Annotated in this window: 10 protein-coding genes; 6 read left to right on the plus strand and 4 right to left on the minus strand. The window is 57.2% G+C overall.

The window, feature by feature from the left end; genetic code table 11:
• From SH421x_RS02450 to SH421x_RS02460, 3 genes are all read right to left on the minus strand, one after another.
• Positions 1 to 2,796: a PSD1 and planctomycete cytochrome C domain-containing protein gene (locus tag SH421x_RS02450; protein ID WP_488853731.1), complete on the minus strand. Its 2,796-nt coding sequence runs from the start codon at positions 2,794 to 2,796 to the stop codon at positions 1 to 3.
• Between the two features lie 97 nt (positions 2,797 to 2,893).
• Positions 2,894 to 4,426 carry a LamG-like jellyroll fold domain-containing protein gene (locus SH421x_RS02455; RefSeq protein ID WP_488853732.1) on the minus strand — a complete coding sequence of 511 codons (1,533 nt, stop codon included), beginning with the start codon at positions 4,424 to 4,426 and terminating at the stop codon, positions 2,894 to 2,896.
• Positions 4,423 to 4,956 carry a sigma-70 family RNA polymerase sigma factor gene (locus tag SH421x_RS02460; protein WP_488853733.1) on the minus strand — a complete coding sequence of 178 codons (534 nt, stop codon included), beginning with the start codon at positions 4,954 to 4,956 and terminating at the stop codon, positions 4,423 to 4,425. The genes SH421x_RS02455 and SH421x_RS02460 overlap by 4 nt, the downstream gene beginning before the upstream one ends.
• A 285-nt stretch (positions 4,957 to 5,241) precedes the next feature.
• On the opposite strand from SH421x_RS02460, the gene SH421x_RS02465 reads away from it, so the two are divergent.
• From SH421x_RS02465 to SH421x_RS02490, 6 genes are all read left to right on the plus strand, one after another.
• Positions 5,242 to 5,961 carry a FadR/GntR family transcriptional regulator gene (locus SH421x_RS02465; protein ID WP_488853734.1) on the plus strand — a complete coding sequence of 240 codons (720 nt, stop codon included), beginning with the start codon at positions 5,242 to 5,244 and terminating at the stop codon, positions 5,959 to 5,961.
• A gap of 79 nt (positions 5,962 to 6,040) precedes the next feature.
• Positions 6,041 to 10,294 (plus strand): DUF1592 domain-containing protein, encoded by a 4,254-nt coding sequence (locus tag SH421x_RS02470; protein WP_488853735.1) that lies wholly within the window; start codon positions 6,041 to 6,043, stop codon positions 10,292 to 10,294.
• A gap of 43 nt (positions 10,295 to 10,337) precedes the next feature.
• Positions 10,338 to 11,642 carry a DUF1552 domain-containing protein gene (locus SH421x_RS02475; RefSeq protein ID WP_488853736.1) on the plus strand — a complete coding sequence of 435 codons (1,305 nt, stop codon included), beginning with the start codon at positions 10,338 to 10,340 and terminating at the stop codon, positions 11,640 to 11,642.
• 34 nt (positions 11,643 to 11,676) lie between these two features.
• A complete protein-coding gene (locus SH421x_RS02480; RefSeq protein WP_488853737.1) occupies positions 11,677 to 14,700 on the plus strand; it encodes a PSD1 and planctomycete cytochrome C domain-containing protein in 3,024 nt (1,007 codons plus the stop codon).
• Between the two features lie 5 nt (positions 14,701 to 14,705).
• Positions 14,706 to 16,121, plus strand: coding sequence for a DUF1501 domain-containing protein (locus tag SH421x_RS02485; RefSeq protein ID WP_488853738.1), 1,416 nt, complete (start codon positions 14,706 to 14,708; stop codon positions 16,119 to 16,121).
• A 205-nt stretch (positions 16,122 to 16,326) separates the two neighbouring features.
• Positions 16,327 to 17,946 carry an arylsulfatase gene (locus tag SH421x_RS02490; protein WP_488853739.1) on the plus strand — a complete coding sequence of 540 codons (1,620 nt, stop codon included), beginning with the start codon at positions 16,327 to 16,329 and terminating at the stop codon, positions 17,944 to 17,946.
• 63 nt (positions 17,947 to 18,009) lie between these two features.
• Here SH421x_RS02490 and SH421x_RS02495 read toward each other — a convergent pair whose 3' ends face one another.
• Positions 18,010 to 18,270, minus strand: coding sequence for a hypothetical protein (locus tag SH421x_RS02495; protein WP_488853740.1), 261 nt, complete (start codon positions 18,268 to 18,270; stop codon positions 18,010 to 18,012).
• Positions 18,271 to 18,415 lie beyond the last annotated feature (145 nt).

The raw sequence follows: 18,415 nt of genomic DNA on the forward strand, positions 1-18,415 counted from the left end.
TCAACGGACATACAAAAATTCGTTGCTGTTCAGCAAGACGCGACAGAGAGAGTCGAGCCCGTATTGAGTGACCAGCAGGGCAGCTTCGGCTTGCTCGTCAGTGCTCGGCTTGCGCAGTAATACTTGTTGATACGCGGCTTCGATTTGAGGTTGGGTCTCTGGATGTTGGGCGGCGATACGATCTGCGAGGGCTTGGGATTGATCGATGACAAATCGACTATTGAACAGATTCAATGCTTGAATCGAAGTGGTCGATTCACGCCGCCCCGCTGTACTCTGCCCATAGTCGGGGCAATCGAAAGCTCCGTACACGGCGTCACGTTCTCGTCGTACGCGGTGTGAATAGATCATGCGGCGAAGTCCGTTTTTGTCGAACGATTCGATGGGTGAAAAGCCAGTCAGCCCGCCCCGTTTGTCGAACAGACTAAAACCGGGGCCTCCCATTTCTAGATTTAGATTTCCGTTGATGGCCAAGATCGAATCGCGGATCACTTCGCCCATCAGCCGCTGACGAGGATATCTCCAAAGTAGACGATCGTCCGCGTCAAGTTCCGCCGCTGCCGGATTAAAGGTGCTGCTTTGACGATAGGTCGCCGAAAGGACGATCAGGCGATGCATCCGCTTGATCGACCAGCCGCCGCTCACAAACTTGGCGCTTAGCCAATCAAGCAGCTCGGGATGCGAAGCAACGCTGCCATTATGGCCAAAGTCGTTCGCCGTATCGACCAATCCGGTTCCAAAATGCCCTTGCCAAATTCGATTGGCCATCACACGCGCTGTAAGTGGATTCTCGGCGGTGATAATCGAATCGGCCAAAGCTAGTCGCCGCTGCTGCTCGCCGGTCTCTTGCGGCAAAGTGACTTCACCCAGAATGTTCAGTACGGCAGGCGAGACCAGCTCTTTTGGCATTTCAGGGCTGCCGCGACTTAAGACGCGGATCTCGTCAGGCTGACGAAACTTGCCGGCAAACACTGTCTGAGGCTTGTCTAACTGCGTCAGCTGCTGGGCGACTGATTTTTGCTGTGCTAACAATTTTTGCGCAAGCTCTTGTTGCGGTTTCTCAATTGCATTGAAGTCGAGTGGAGTGTGCGAGTTTTGTTTGGGATCAAACGCTGCGCGATCTTGCGAATCGGCGACGCAGATCCATTGGCCCTTTTCGTCCAGGATTTCTAGCGAATATTCAATCGCCAAGCGATCAAAGAACTTCCCTTGTCGGTCACGCCCCCAAACGACGAGCTGAATCAGCTGGGGCTCGGCAAACTCAACCGCGACCCAGCCGCCGCTGACCTCGCTCGCCATCCAACTGCTGGAGTTGCCGTAATTTCCATCGTTGATTAATCGCAATTCATGTCGATTGGGCGAAATGTTATCGCCAGAGGAAGTAACGCTGGCCCCCTGTTCGGCAAGCGCCACGTTGACGCCGTCGGCGTTGAAGACTTCCAGCTCATCAATGCACGGCTCATAGAGGTTGGTTTGCTTGATGTGGAAGCGGATCTGCTTCGTGCGAACCGGAGCAAAGCGATCGATGTTCTCGAACGAGTTCACCATCGTGCGCTGCGCGGCAGAGTTTGCCAGGGGTGATAGCTGGGCGACTTGCAGGTCCAGTTCGCGTTTTTGCTGGGTCCAGTGTTGTAATTGATCGCGCTGCATTTCGCCTAGCGGAATCTCGAACTCGCGATCTTGGTATTCGACTCCGGCGACAAAGGCCTGCATTTCGTAATAGTCACGTTGCGAAATCGGATCGAACTTATGGTTGTGGCAGCGCGCGCAATGGACCGTCAGTCCCAGAAACGTGGTACCGACGTTGGTGACAATTTCATCCAGCGAATCCTGACGCGCAAGTCGAATCGAAGCGGCGTCTTTGCCAATTTGCCCAGGCAACAGCACCGACGCCGTCACAAGAAAACCCGTCGCGGCATCGGCGTTCAGCGCATCGCCGGCGATTTGCTGGCGGATAAATTGATCGTAGGGAAGATCTTGATTTAGCGCCTCGATCACGTAGTCGCGATAGGGCCACGCGTGAGGGCGTTCGGTATTCACTTCAAAGCCGTGCGTATCGGCATAGCGCACGACATCCAGCCAATGTTGAGCCCAGCGTTCACCATAGCGGGGTGAACGGAGCAAGCGATCGACGACGCGTTCGTAAGCGTCTTGGTTCTGATCCTCGACAAACGTGCGAACTTCTTCAGGCGTGGGAGGAAGTCCAATCAGGTCAAAAGTAACGCGGCGAATCCAATCGGCGCGCGTTGCCGGTTCCGACGGCGAGAGTCCCTTCTGTTCAAGCCGAGCTAGGATGAAATGGTCGATCGCGTTCTTCGGCCAAGCTTCATTGAGGATTTTTGGTAGTGCAGGGCGGTGGATCGGCTGGAAAGACCAATGGTCGCGTGGATCTTCTATTTTGGCGGTATCCACGCCGGCAGGCCAATTGGCGCCGGCATTAATCCAATGACGAAGCAGGGCCGTTTCGGCAACGGATGGCCCGGCTGTTTCCGGCGGCATCTTCAGGTCTGCATCGTCGGCGAGAAACTGCCAGAGCGGGCTTTCCTCGGCATGACCGGCGATGATCGCTGGGCCATAGATTTCGCCCCCTTTCAGCGCCTCAGAACGAATATCGAGTCGCAGCCCGCTCTTGTGGGCCTCGCCGGCATGACACTCGTAGCAATACTTCTGAAGCAGTGGACGCACATCGCGGACAAAATCGACAGGCTCTGTGTTGTTTGGCTCTGCTGCAATCCCGGTAGTAATCTCTGCCATGGAGAGCCAAGTCAGGCAAATTGCGAACAGAGTCCATCGCATAGGTTTGATCTCGCTAAAACTTCCCCAGGATCGTTGTCGCTTCCCTAGAAGTTTTCCTTTCTACCACGTTTTTAACGCGTGAGATTGACTTATTTTGTTAGTGATAAGGATTGCCGGCCGCAAATAACGCTTCCAGTTCTGCGTCGGACATGGTCCGCCCCAGAATCAGCAGCTCGTCAATGCGACCGCTCAGCGTTCGATCATTGGTGTTCCAGTTCCCAATCTGAGCTGGCCCTAGTCGAGCTGGATGCGCTACATCCAACTTGGTTTCGTTGTCGAACTTTCCATTGAAGTAAAAGCGAACCGTCTTATTGTCTGAATCATAGACCGCCGCCAAATGAACCCACCGCCCTTGCTGAGGCTGGACGCTGGTCTGCGAATCAGGAAAGCCTGCTTCCGGGCGCTCTTCCGAAGCAAGCGTATTGTTTCGCAGCGCCAATCGCATGGTCATCTGCTGCGTCACCATCCAGTGAACCTGCCCTGACTTCTCGCTTTCCCAGCCATCGGTATGCAGCAGCGAGTGATATGGTTCTCCCAGATGGTCCAGCCGAACCCACGCGGCCATCGTCAGTTGCGGCCACAAACGTTCTCCCCCAACATCAAGTTTCATGTGATCGCCAACATTCACAAACTCGGCTGCATGCGAGCCGGGCCAACGCCCTTGCACCATGCGATACCCATCGGGCGCTGGCTGGGGAGCTTCAAAGTCGAGCATCGCGATCAACATGGGATCGCTGCGTAGCTTCTCGGTCACTAGGCGAGCACGTGCTGGCTGACCTGCTTGCAGCGCGGCGTGCAGCAAATTCACTTCGCCGGGCTGAATAAATGCGGCCGAACGAAAGCTGCGCAGCGCTCCGGCCGCCGACTGCAGACGAAACGCTTCTCCATCACGAAGATTGCGGAGCTTGCCTCCGCTGGTCGATTGGGCGACGACTTCGCCTTGAAAGACGTGGATTTCGGCCTCTCCCTGTTTGGGCATGTCGACGCCGAACTTCGTGCCTAGGTCAATCGCTTGACCGGTTGGCGTAATCACCGTAAATCCATGCGCCTCAGGCGGAACATCCGCCGCCAAGCGACCATGCTCTAGCCGCAGTCGCTGGGCCGATTCAAAGTGAAACAGCGCCGGAGCTTCAATCACGATGCGCGCACCGTAGCGTGTCACCAACTCCGCAGTGCCGGCTTCCATGCGATAGGTTTCGGGGCCTAACTTCATTCCCGCCGAGAGCCCAGCGACGCCTGCGACGTCTTCGATCGTGGCAAACTCAGCCGGTTCGTTCCAACCGATCCAGCAACAGAGCACAAGCAGCAGACTGGCGGCGCTGACCAGGACGACGCTTGGCCAGTGACGCCGCGGTGGATGACTTGATTGAACGATCGCTTTATGCTGTTCGTCGACTTGTACAAATCTCGTGGTTTCGGTAAGTGAAGGAGCTGTGCACGCTTCGGCTGCTGCCTGCGACTTTCGGGACGCGGTCATCAAGGCCGAATCAATATTGAGCAATTCCCTGAACAATTGACGTGCCATCGGATCAGCGCGGAGGATCTGATTCAGCTGCTCGACTTGCTTGGCAGTCGCTTGACCTTCGATGTAAGCTTGGACCAGATTATGAAAGTGATGATCATTGTTCATGAGGTTGCCTCTTGGGCGAGTTTACGCTGCGCGCACGTCAGCAAACTCTGCCGCATCCGGTAGAGCCATTGATAGAATCCAGCCGTTGATCGCCCGCTTGCAGTCGCCACATCCTGCATCTTCACATCCCGGCGATAGGCGTCGACCAGCAGCGACTTGTGGTGGCTGGGAAGTTGCTCCATACAAGCTTCAAAGGCAAGTCGTTGCTGTTCCAGGTAGGGCTCTTCGTCGAGCGCCTCTGCCGCGATCAGTTCAACCACATCACTCGCCAGCACCAGTCTTCGTCGTCCGTTGTCACGCAGCCAAGCGAGCACCTTGAACCGGGCGACGCCAAAAGCCCAGGCGCGAAAGTCGCTGTCTGGGCGAAACTCGTGAAACCTCTTCCATAGCACGATCGCTACTTCCTGAAAAATGTCGTCCGCATCACTGCGCGAGGGAACCAGACGGCGCACGTAAGCGCGGATCGCCGTCTCATGACGCGCGAATTCGTGGACGAATCTCGCATTTGGATCGGTATCGCTCATTCGCATGCAGTGCGGCTCCACTTTCATTTCCGGTTTTCGCCTCGGTTTAACGGGCGTGGCGCAAATTTTTCACAGATTTCAAAACGCCTCCGGGATCGAGAGCGAAGCATTCTTTCGCAAAAATCAGGGGGGATAGGGGCATAGCCGAGGTCGTTAGACAGCAGGAATAGCGGATGCAAATCGCGAATTATTGACTCATGTCAGATTATCTGATAAACAATTGGCTGGCAGGCGATACAGCTTGCCAAGGGTGATATTATGAGCCTTCTCCCCCTCACAAGCGATCCTCGAATGCAGCAAAACATTAAACGCCCAAAGCTACGGGATGTAATCGCCGATCGCGTGAAGGGGTATATCGTCGCTGAGGATCTTCGGCCCGGCGATCAGTTGCCGACCGAGACCGAACTGGCCGAAATGTTTGGCGTCAGCCGCTTGAGTCTACGTGAGGCGACAAAATCGCTCGGATTTTTGGGGATCATTGACGCCAAGCCGGGGCGTGGGCTGACCGTTGGGCAGCTTGATATGGATCGTGTGACCGAGTATCTCGGGTTTCACACGGCGCTGCATAATGTCGCTCCCAAGGTGTTGATCGACACCCGAACCATCATCGAGGCCGGAGTCTTGCCGGCGGTCGCCGCTCAGATGCAGCAAGACCCGGCGATCTATGAACGTCTGACCAAGATCAATCAACAGCTGAGCCAAACCAAAGATCTAGAGCGGTTTATTGAGTTGGATGTTGCGCTGCATCGAGGGCTGATCGAAGCCAGCGGGCTCACGCCGCTATTGGCCTTCTCTGACTTCCTGACCATCTTCTTTATCCGCTTTCGCAAGAGCGTGCGCCAGGCCGAATGGGGCCCCGGCATCGAGTCGCACCAACGGATCCTGGACGCTCTGCGGGATGGCGAGATTGCCGCCGCAGATGCTGAAGTCCGCGCTCATATTCAAAGTCATCTGCAATGGATTGAACGGTCCGAAGTCTCCAAGCCTAAGACCAAAGACGTCAATCCATAGAGCACTTCCTCGTTCCGATAACCTGTTTTCCATCTCGCCTTCATTCCTTCCCTCCTTATCCTATCGCGCGGAGTTCAGCATGCTTGCTGGCCAGAACCGAAATCGATTTCTGTTTGCCGCATTGATTCTCTGGGGCCTAACCGGGCAGGGGACGCTGCATTTACAAGCAGCAGAGCCTGCTCTGCAAGATCTGCCAGCACTGGAAAATCAATTCACCGTGCAGATGCGCCCGCTGCTTCAGCAGTATTGCGTGACCTGCCATTCAACACAGGACCACCAGGGAGAGCTCGATCTAGAAAAGCGGTCAACCTTTCAGAGCGTTCGCCATGATCCAGCCGTTTGGGTGAAAGTTGCCGAAGCGCTCGAAAGCGGCGAGATGCCCCCGTCGGATGCTGACAAGCAACCGACCGAGGCCCAGCGTCAGCAACTGCAAACTTGGATCCAAGCCTATCTGCATGCCGAAGCGCTAGCCAATGCCGGCGATCCCGGACCCGTGATGCTGCGCCGGTTGAACAATGCCGAGTATACCTACACCATTCGCGACTTGACCAAGGTGGCGCTGAATCCGGCCCGCGAGTTTCCGGCCGATGGCGCTGCCGGCGAAGGATTCACCAACACAGGCAACGCGCTGGTGATGTCCTCTCCGCTATTGGCCAAATACTTGGACGCTGGCAAAGAGATCGCCAGTCATGCGGTTCTCTTGCCAACCGGGTTCCGCTTTTCTGAGGCGGCGACTCGCGCCAGTTGGTCCAACGAGGCGCTCACGGAGATTCGCGACTTCTATCATCAATTCGCCGTCGGCGGCCAGGGGACCAGCGTCAACTTACAAGGGATTCAGTTCAAAACCAATGCCGATGGTTGGCTCCAGGTCGAGCCCTATTTAGCGGCGACGATCGCCCAGCGCGAAGCACTGACTAACGGGACACGCACCATCGCCGAAGTTGCACGCGATCGTAAGGTAAATGCCAAATACTTGGGGATCGTCTGGGATGCGCTGCATCAACAGCAACCTTCTCTGTTGCTCCGGCATTTGCAACAACGTTGGCGAACTGCTAGTGAAGAGGATGTCACCGCTTTAACGCAAGAGATTGAGCTTTGGCAACGCTCGCTCTTCCGCTTCTCCAGCGTTGGGCATATCGGCAAAAAGAATGGCCCCCAGGCCTGGCAAGAGCCGATCACTCCACTCGCGACGCGGCAAGAGCTGCGGATTGCGCTGCCTGAAAAGCCAGACGCAGCAGAAATCGTCCTCTATCTGGTGGCCGGGGATGCCGGCGATGGTAGTGAGCATGACTTTGCGATCTGGGAGCGACCGCGCATCGTCGCCGCTGGGCGAGCGGATCTGCTGCTGAAGGACATTCCCAAAGTTCAAGCTTCGCAACAGCGCCGCCGAGAGCAGTTAATTGGCTCGCTCGAAAAAGCGTTCGCTGCGGCCGCTGCGACAAGCAAGTTAGAGCAACCCGTTAACGTCGCCGATCTGGCGAAGTCCTACGAGATCGAGCCGCAATTGTTAAACGCTTGGCTCGACTATCTCGCGATCGAGCCCGCCTCGTCGCCGCAGCTCGATTATCTCACCAACCGCCTGACCAGCGCCGGCAACTATGATTTTGTACAAGGCTGGGGCGCTGCGGAAACGCCCAACGTCTATGCCAGCTCATCCGATCAACACGTTCGCATTCCCGGAAACATGAAACCGCATGGCGTGGTAGTGCATCCGGCGCCGGCGCTGAGCGTCGCGGTGGGTTGGCGAAGTCCGCTGACTGGCTCGGTTCGTATCGAAGCTCAAATCACCCACGCACATCCCGAATGCGGCAACGGCGTCGCTTGGTCGTTACAGCGCCGACGCGGCGCCAATCGGCAGCAATTGGCCAGCGGGTTCGCTCAAGGGGCAGCGCCTGTGCCGATGCAGCCTTTAGAAAACGTGGCGGTTCGTCCCGGCGATTTGATCTCGCTGGTGGTAAGTCCGCGTGACGGGAATCATTCGTGTGATTTGACTGACATTGAGTTCGTCTTAACGCAACAAGGCGATGCGACGCAGCGTTGGAGCGTGACAGAAGATGTATCGCACGATCGGATCAGCACCAATCCCCATGCCGATTCGTGGAAGAATGAAGCGGTCTGGCACTTTTATCAAGAGCCAGTCCAGCCCAATCTGCAAGCTTCAATCGATGTTCCGCCGGGCTCACTGATCGATCGTTGGCAATCGACCGCGCACGCAGACGAGCGACGCCAATTGGTCAACGCGATTGCAGCGCTGCTGCGCGAAGGCCCGCCGGCCGACCGCAGTCATCCCGACGCGATCCTTTATCGCCAGCTAACCGCGTACGAAGGGGGCCCGTTCTCGTTCTCTGCAGACGAACTAGCGGCGGAGGTTTCGGACGAAGAGTCCGCTTTGAGCAGCCTCCGATTTGGCCAGCATCCAAGTGACGCTCCGCTCGATCCAGACAGTCTCTGCGTGCATGCTCCCCAGGTTTTGGAAGTGCGTCTGCCGGCCGATCTGGTTGCCGGCGCCGAGTTTGTCACAACCGGTCTGCTGCATGCCTCTTCGCAAGGGGAGGGGAGCGTGCAGTTTCAAATCTCGAACAGCAAGCCTGAAGCATCGAACGGGCTGATCCCTCCGCCAGCCACCGACATGAAAACGGCAGGCGCTTGGACTTCGGGCCAAGACCGCACGCTGGTCTCGACTCCGGTGATTGTTGAAGCCAAAGGGCCTGCGAAAGCCCGCTTCAAACAAGCGTTTCATGACTTCCGTCAGCTCTTCCCCGCCGCGCTGTGCTATACGCAGATTGTGCCGGTCGACGAAGTGGTCACGCTGACGCTTTATTACCGTGAAGATGAACCTCTACGGCGGTTGATGCTGGACGAGACGCAGCAGCAGGAACTTGATCGGCTCTGGCGCGAGCTGCACTTTATCAGTCACGATGCGCTGACGCTGGTCGACGCGTTTGAGCAGTTGCTAGAATACGCTTCGCAAGATGGCGATCCCAGCGTCTTTGATCCGCTCCGCGAGCCAATCAACAATCGCGCTGTTCAGTTTCGTCAAGAGTTGCTCGCCGCACAGTCGCCTCAAATCGACGCTTTGCTTCAATTTGCCGCCAGCGCCTATCGCCGTCCGTTAAATGCAGGCGAAACCGAGCAATATCAGGCGCTGTACCGCAAGTTACTCCAGGATGGTCTCACCCATGACGAAGCGTTTCGGTTTTTGTTGGCTCGGATCTTTGTTGCGCCCGCATTTTTGTATCGCTTAGAAGCGGCTCCGGCCGGGACGAAAGCGGCCCCAATCTCAGATTGGGAACTGGCCACGCGCCTGAGCTATTTTTTGTGGTCCTCGTTGCCCGACGAAGAACTCCGCCGAGCGGCCGCTGGGGGAAATCTGAGTGATCCCAAGGTCCTCTCCGGTCAAGCCAAGAGAATGATGGCTTCGCCGAAAATCGAACGCTTGGCTCAAGAGTTCGCGTGCCAGTGGCTGCAGATTTATCAGTTCGATACGCTCGACGAAAAAAGTAACGAAGCGTTTCCAGAGTTCCTCGAGTTACGCGCGGACATGCATCATGAAGCAATCCTCTTCTTCACCGACCTGTTTCAAAGCGACGCATCGGTGTTGGAAATTTTGGATGCGGACCATGCCTTTGTGAACCAGCGTTTAGCGAACTTCTATGAAATCACGAGCGACGACAATGCTGCTGCCGATACTTGGCGCCGAGTAGAAAACGTCCGCCCGCAAGGTCGCGGCGGGATCCTAGGGCTGGGAGCAACATTGGCCAAGCACTCAGGCGCATCACGCAGCAGCCCCATTTTGCGAGGCATCTGGGTGAGTGAAACTTTGTTGGGTGAAAAACTACCGAATCCACCAGCCGGCGTGCCGCCGTTGCCGACCGATAGTTCTGCGGCCCAGGGGCTGAGCGTGCGTGAAATCACCGAACTGCACACCAAGGATCCGGCCTGCGCCAATTGCCACCGGCGCGTCGATCCGTTGGGCTTTGCCCTCGAAAATTTTGACGCCATCGGCCGCTATCGGCAGACCGACCTTGCCGGCAAACCATTCAATACCCAGGCCTCGCTGGTTGATGGTTCCCAGTTCGACGGCGCCGAAGGCTTGCGTCAATATTTGCTCACAGAGCGACGTGACGCCGTTCTCCGCCAGTTCTGCCGCAAGCTGCTGGGCTACGCACTAGGGCGGTCCATTCAAATTTCAGACGAACCGTTGCTAACGCAGATGCAACAGCAACTTGCGGATCATGACTATCGGTTCTCAGTTGCGATCGAGTCGATCTTGGCGAGCCGCCAGTTTCAGCAGATTCGTGGCCGAGACCAGGGCGCTCTAGCGTCACCCTAACCCCATCCATCGCTTCCCCATCCTCATGTCAGGGAGATTCAAGATGAAGACGTACCGATTTGCTCGTCGTACTTTTCTGCGCGGCATCGGCGTCACCATGGCGCTGCCGTGGATGGAATCGCTGCCGGTCTGGGGAGATGAAGCCGCTTCTCGCCGGGATGCCAGCGCCGCGCCGGTGCGGATGGCGGTGATGTTCTCCGGCAATGGTTTCCACAGTCAAGAGTGGTGGGCCAAGCAGGCGGGAGACGAACTGAAACTGGGCGCCGTCCTCGCACCGGTAGAGCCGCTCAAAGAGAAGATGCTCTTTATCAAAGGGCTCTACAACGCCGAGGCGCTCAAGGGAAATATCCATAGTTCCCAAACAGGCAATCTGCTCTCTGGCGCTCCCCTAGCATCCGGCGGCGAAATTTCTTCCGGCACCAGCATCGATCAATATGTCGCCCAGCGGCATGGCCGCTCGACCAAGGTGCCCAGTCTGGTGCTCGGCTGCGAAAAGTCGAACCCCTCGGTTCACAAAAACTACTCGATGCTCTATAGCTCGCATATCTCTTGGACTTCGCCCCACGCGCCAACGCCGCTAGAGCTGTATCCGGCGTTGGCCTTTGATCGGCTGTTCAAGAATGAGGTGCAAAAAGGGGACGAAAGCGTCTTGGACGCCGTGTTAGCAGACGCCAAAAGCTTCCGTCATGAAATCAGCGAGTCCGATCGCCGCAAGCTGGACGAGTATCTTGACTCCGTACGTGAGTTGGAAGTGCGGATCGAAAATGCCGGCAATCGCGGCGAGATGCAAGGTTGGCGCCCCACGCTCGACAAGCCGACGATCCAACGCCCTGCCGACGGCATACCCCAAGATCTGGCCGAACATATGCGGCTGATGTGCGACATCTTGGCGATTGGTTTTCAGACCGATGCGACACGCGTCGGTACGCTGAAATTGAACAACGATCATAGTTCGCTCCGCTTTCCCAACTTGGGCATCGACTACATGATCCACCACTTGCTGTCGCATTCCGACTCGGCCGATTGGTTAAAGGTGAATCAGTTCTTCCTGCAGCAAGTCGCCTACTTCGCGCAGAAGCTCGATTCGATCCAAGAGGGCGATCGGACGCTGTTGGATAACTCGATGATTCTGTTTTGCTCCAGCATGCTCAACGGCAACCACGACGCAACCAAGCTGCCGGTCATCTTGCTCGGCGGAGGGGGCGGAAAAATCCAAGGGGGTCGCGTCCTGGACTATCAAGACCAGCCAAATCGTCAGATGTGCCGGTTGTACATGTCGATGCTCGACAAAGTCGGGTTGCCGGTCGATTCGTTCGGCGACGCGACCGAACCGCTGCAGGAAGTGTAAGAACACCGCAATTTAATCTCGCGAGTCGATCCTCATGACGCGACTGACGACAACTTCGCAAAACCGATTTCGCCGCATGATCGGCAGCGCGTTGGTCTTACTTGGCTTGCTAGGAACGATCGCACAAGCCCAGGATCCCAACGGGCATGCCGACAAGCTCGAATTCTTCGAGCGTAAGATTCGGCCGATCTTGCTTCAGGAGTGCGTAGAGTGCCATGGCGCGAAAAAGCAGCATGGCGGGTTACGGCTCGACGCGCGTTCGTTCCTGCTCAGCGGGGGAGATCGTGGATCGGTGATCGATTTAGATTCGCCGCAGGCCAGTTTGATCTTGGATGCGATTCGGCATGAGACTTTGGAGATGCCGCCTGAGAAACAGCTTCCCGCAGCTGTCATCGCCGATTTCGAGCGTTGGATCGCCGACGGCGCGGTCGATCCTCGTACGGCGGAAATGCCGGAGAGCAATCGCGAACAGTCTGCGCAAGATCATTGGTCCTTCCAGGAATTAGCCAAGACAACACCCCCTGCCGCGGCTTCTGGTGACGCAGTAGAACATCCGATCGACGCCTTCCTGCGCCCGCAGTTACAACAAGCAGGGCTGACGCCGGTAGATGCGGCTAATCGTCGCGTCTTGATTCGCCGTGCGACTTGGGATTTACTGGGGCTCCCCCCGACGCCGGAAGAAGTTGCCGCGTTCGTTGCTGACGAAGCTCCCACCGCCTATGTCGATCTGATTGAGCGTTTGCTCGCTTCGCCTCATTACGGCGAGCGCTGGGGCCGGCATTGGTTAGACGTGGTCCGCTATGCCGATACGGCTGGTGAAACAGGCGACTTCCCGACGCCGCACGCTTGGCGCTATCGCAACTATGTCATTGATTCCTTCAACCAAGACAAGCCGTACGATCAGTTCCTGCAAGAGCAGCTGGCCGGCGACATCCTGGCTGCGGACGCCGCCGACAAAATATCTAACGAGAAATATGCTGAACTGATCACCGCGACCGGCTATCTGGCCATCTCGCGTCGCTTCGGATTTGATGCTCGCGCGGATCACTATCTGACGCTGGAAGATACGATTGATACGTTTGGCAAATCGATGCTGGGGCTCACAATTGCCTGTGCGCGTTGCCATGATCATAAATACGATCCGATTCCGACCGCCGACTATTACGGTCTCTACGGCATCTTCCAAAGCACGAAGTTCGCCTTCCCCGGTTGTGAAAAGGTTAACCGCCCCAGTGATCTTGTCTCGCTGCTCCCCCCCGCCGAACTGCTGCGGCAACAAGTGGCGATGCAGGAGAAAGCAGAGCAGGCTGCGGCCCAAGTCCCTCAGCTTGAGGCCGAATACCAACAGCTTCGCACTCACTTGCAGCAGTTGGCCACCGCTCCTACTGTTGCCGATCTGCAGGGTGCGATCCCCAACGGCGGCGAGCAATGGATCGAGCCCGCCGCGACGTGGAGCGTCAAGCCCGGCGACATCCTGCAGCTGACAATCTTACCGCAAGCCAACCACGGCGCTGACTCGACTCTCATTGAATGGGAAGTCACCGAAGTTGACGGCGAGCGCCGCCGGTGGAGCTTTGCCGCCGACATGCTCGCCGGTTATCGCGAAAATTCTGGATCAGGGCCGTGGAATAGCTTTGGACTGCACAATGGTCCCGATCCCTTCACCATTTTGATCGAGAATGCGCATCAGACCCATGACTTGCACGTCTGGCATGGCGCGGCCGATCTTCCCAGCCTGGCGATCAACCCGCTCGACCAGGAAATGCATTTCATTACGGTGACGATTCCACCGCGCCAGCTAACGTTGCATCCCGGTCCCGAAGGGGGAGTCGCCGCGACCTGGACCAGTCCGCTCGCAGGTCAAGTCTCGCTCCGCATTCGCGTGGCCGACGCCGATGCAACCGGCGGAGATGGAGTTGGCTGGACGCTTCACCATTACAAAGATCCCGCCGCGCGGCTAGACGATCTGCGCCAAGCGAAACGCCTCCTCGATATCGCCAACGCCCAAGTGGCGCAACTCGCCAATCCCACGCTCAACATCGATCAGGCCTATGCCGTCTGCGAAGGGGAAACCGCAAACGCGCGGATACAGATCCGCGGCGAACCAACCCGGCTGGGTGACGAAGTCCCCCGCAAGTTTCTTGCTCTGTTCGGCAGTCCCCAGGTGCCTGCCGAAGAAACCGGCAGCGGCCGTCGTCAACTCGCCCAATGGTTGACCGATCCTGAGAACCCGCTGGTCGCGCGCGTCGCCGTCAATCGCATTTGGCAATATCACTTTGGGCAGGGACTTGTCCGCACGCCGAATGATTTTGGACTACGCGGCGACGAGCCTTCGCATCCGCAGTTGCTCGATTGGTTGGCCGCCGAGTTCATTCGCTCTGGCTGGAGCGTCAAACAGATGCACCGCGTGATGATGACATCGGCCGCTTATCAACGCAGTTCAGAAGATACGCCCCAGGGAAGTCAGACCGATCCCGAGAACCGGCTCTTATGGCATTTTGAGCGTCAGCGACTCGACGCCGAGCAGATTCGTGATGGGATCCTCGCAGTCAGTGGGCGGCTGGATTTGACCCCAGCCGCAGGTCATCCGTTTCCGCCGATCGAGCAATGGAACTTTTCGCAGCACGGGCCGTTTACCGCCAACTATCCGACCAATCGTCGCAGCGTCTATCTGATGGTGCAGCGTAACCAACAGCATCCGTTTTTGGATCTGTTCAACGGCGCCGATCCCAATCAATCGACCCCTCGTCGCAGCAACGCGACCGTTCCGCCCCAGGCGCTGTTCTTTTTAAACTCAGAGCTTTTGCATGAGACTGCCGCTGCGTTAGCGGATCGACTGCGGAGTCACTCGGATGATCAACGCGAGCGGACTGACTTGGCCTGTCGCTTGCTATACGCCGCTCCGGCTACCGCAGCCGATCATCAAGATGCCCAGCATTTTTTTGAGGCTTACGCCGGTCAACTGCAACAGCTTCCACCGGATCAGCAGCAGCTCGAACTGCAACGAGCTTATGCTCGGGTCCTCTTAAGCTCCAATCGATTCTTTTACGTAGAGTAACGAACATGACGCAACAATCTGCTGGAACTCGTCGTGATTGCCTGCGTTCGCTTGTGGCTGGATCGTTGCTCTGGCCGAGCATCGTGCAAGACCTGGTCGCAGAGTCAACGGGCGGCGGAGCTGCGCTCGACCCGCTTGCCGTCAAGCCGCCACATCACGCCGCGCGGGCCAAGAATGTAATCTTTCTTTACATGAGCGGCGGCGTGTCGCATGTCGACAGCTTCGACTACAAGCCGCGGCTTTTTCAGGATCACGGTAAGCAGGTCACGCTGGATCATCCCGAAACCAAAAACCGGCCCGGCTACGAGAACATCTATCTGAAGCGTCCCCAATGGGAATTCAAGCCGCGAGGCCAGTCTGGAGCGATGGTCAGCGAGTTGTTTCCGCACATGGCCAACTGCGTTGATGACATGGCCCTTATTCGCTCGATGCATACAGGCCACTCCAATCACTACAACGCGACGCTTGGCATCCATACCGGCTCGTTTACCGTTTCGCGGCCCAGCATCGGATCGTGGGTTAGTTACGGACTCGGAAGTGAAAACCGTAACTTGCCCTCGTTCGTGGTTCTGGCCCCGAAGACGCCGTATGCCGGAACTCAGGCATGGGGCGCCGACTTTCTTCCCCCGGCTCACCAGGGGACGCGCATTGTCCCCGGCGCTGAAGCGATCCCCAATCTAACGCGCCGTGTTCCCACGCAGCGTCGCCAAGAGTTAGAGCTAGAAGCGATAGCGAGCATCAATCAGCGGCACTTGCAATCGCAAGGAGGCGATCAGGAGCTCGCGGCCCGCATGCGCAGTTTTGAAACTGCGTTTGGCATGCAGATGGAGATGCCTGAGATCTTTGACCTAAGTCAAGAGACGACCGAGACGCTCGACCTGTATGGTCTGCAGCCTGGCCAGGTCGCCGGATTCGGTTGGCAATGCCTGGTAGCGCGACGCTTGATCGAACGGGGCGTCCGTTTTGTCGAGCTGATCGATGTCGGCTCGTCCAACAATTGGGACGCCCACGGCGACATGCTGACGCATGCTCCGTTGGCAAAGAATGTTGATCAACCCATCGCCGGCTTGCTGGCCGACCTCAAACGTCGTGGTCTGTTAGAGGATACTCTTGTCGTCTGGACCACCGAGTTTGGCCGCACGCCGTTTAACAATTCGGCCGATGCCCCAGGACGCGAACACCACAACTGGGCTTTCTCGTCTTGGCTGGCCGGCGGAGGCGTCAAGCCGGGCATTGTCTACGGAGAAACCGACGAGCACGGAATCCGCGTCGCCAAAGATGGCGTTCACGTCCATGACCTTCACGCAACAATCCTGCACTTGCTGGGGCTCGATCACGAGCGGCATACCTTCCGACATAGTGGCCGAGATTTTCGCCTGACGGACGTCCACGGTAGCGTCGTCCATGAGATCCTCGCGTAACGTTTCTGGCCTCGTCACGCGCTTTGGGCAGCGACGACGCAGTGGGGGCTGTAATGCGCCCCCACTAAGCGGGTGCAAAGTCACCTTGTGCCGTGGCTTTTCGTTCTTCAGCCGCAACCTTGCTGCGCTCGATTCTTTCATTGGTCGAAATCCTGCTGGGTCTTGGTTAAGATAGAAGGGATCCCGCCCAACGTAAGGACCCATCATGCGACGCTATTCTTTTCTGCTGGCAGCCTTTGCGCTGCACATCCTCTTCGCTGCGACCGCAGTAGAAGCAGCCGACGCCAAACAGCCCAACGTTATTTTTATCCTCGCCGATGACATGGGCTACTCCGATCTCGGCTGCTACGGCGGCGATATCGAAACGCCGAGTCTCGACAATCTAGCAGCGGGCGGTTTGAAGTTTACCAACTTCTACAACACGGCCCGCTGCTGGCCGACTCGTGCTGCGTTGCTGTCAGGCTACTACGCGCAACAGGTGCATCGCGACGGATTGCCCGGCTTGGGAGGCGGCGGTCAAGCATCGCGACAGAAGTGGGCGAGACTGTTGCCCGACTATCTTCGTCCGCATGGCTATCGTAGCTATCACAGCGGCAAATGGCACATCGACGGTCAGGTGTTAGCGGCTGGCTTTGATCGTTCGCTTGATCTGCGGAACCAAGGGAACTACTTTTCGGCCAAGGGAAACTTTGAAGATGACAAACCCGTCGTCCCGGCCGCCGACGAGTCTGGTTACTACGCAACAATCGCCGTGGTCGATCATGCGATCGATTGCCTGCAAGAGCATGCCGACAAATACGCCGATCAACCATTCTTCCACTACGTCGCGTTCATCGCGCCTCACTTTCCGCTGCACGCTTTGCCGGAAGATATCGCCAAGTATCGCGACAATTATCTGAAAGGCTGGGACAAAGTACGCGAAGAACGCTTCGCCCGGCAGCAGCAGCTTGGTTTGCTTGAGACCACGCTCTCGGCATTGGAACCCGAAGTTGGTCCTCCCTATGACTTTCCAGAGGCGATCAAAAAGCTGGGCCCCGGCGAAATCAATCGCCCGCTCCCTTGGACGGATTTGACTGACGAACAACGTCGTTTTCAAGCGACCAAGATGGCGATACATGCCGCGATGGTCGATCGCATGGATCAAGAGATTGGCCGGCTGATCGAGCAATTGAAAGCGATGGGCGAGTATGAAAACACGCTGATCTTCTTCGCTTCGGACAACGGCGCCAGCGCCGAGATCATGGTCCGTCACGGCGGACACGATCCGAATGCTGCGCCCGGCAGCGCCGCATCGTATCTGTGTCTTGGCCCTGGTTTCTCCAGCGCCGCCAACACGCCGTTCCGCCGCCACAAAACCTGGGTCCACGAAGGGGGAATCAGCACGCCGCTGATCGTCCATTGGCCAGCCGGAATCAAAACCCATGGTGAAATGCGCCAAACGCCAGGACATGTCGTTGATATTGTGCCCACGATTCTGGATGTGATTGGAGTCGAAAAGCCAACCCAGTGGGAAGGCGAACCACTTCCCGCGGCGCCTGGCAAAAGCCTGGTTCCGGCCTTCGCACAGGACGTGACGATCGACCGCGACTTTCTCTGGTGGCTGCATGAAGGCAACCGCGCGATCCGCGCCGGCAATTGGAAGCTGGTCGCCGCTGAAGGCGACCCATGGGAACTGTACGACCTGAGCACCGATCGCGCCGAAGCGAACAACTTTGCGAAGCAACAGCCGGAGAAGGTAAAAGAGCTAGAGAAGCTCTGGACTCAACAGCTGAATGAGACCATCGAGCTAGCAGCGAAAACGGCGAAGAAGAAGAAGCAGAAGTAGCCGCAGATATTCTCTAGAGGCGAAGGAATCGAAACGCCTGCCAGCCGTTCGTTGGGGCTTACCTTATTGCCCCAACCGCTGCAGGTCTGCAGCTTTCGCCAGGCGCCAAATCGCGGCGCCTGGCAAGCAAGCAGCCGGGGCCTCTTCTTTGAGAATCTGGGCACTCCCCATCGTGATTGCGTTGCAGCAATTGAAACGCGACGTCGTCTGCTGTTCACCAGGGAGAGGCGGCTGCTGCGATTTTCCAGTTCTAGCCATGCCGAGGTCGCTCTCGTAGAGTCCGAAATAGGTCATCTCTTGCGCCCCATATCGGGAGCTGCGCAATAGCGAGTTTCTATTGCGCAAAACAGAATAGTTTCGTTCGAATTACGCAAAGACTTCACGAAACTAGCGGAAATTTCCAGATGTAAAGTGGACATCGCACTTCTACAATAACGCCTATAAGCGTTGGCGAGAGAGACCCGCTTGA

The organism is Blastopirellula sp. SH421, from assembly GCF_057808535.1.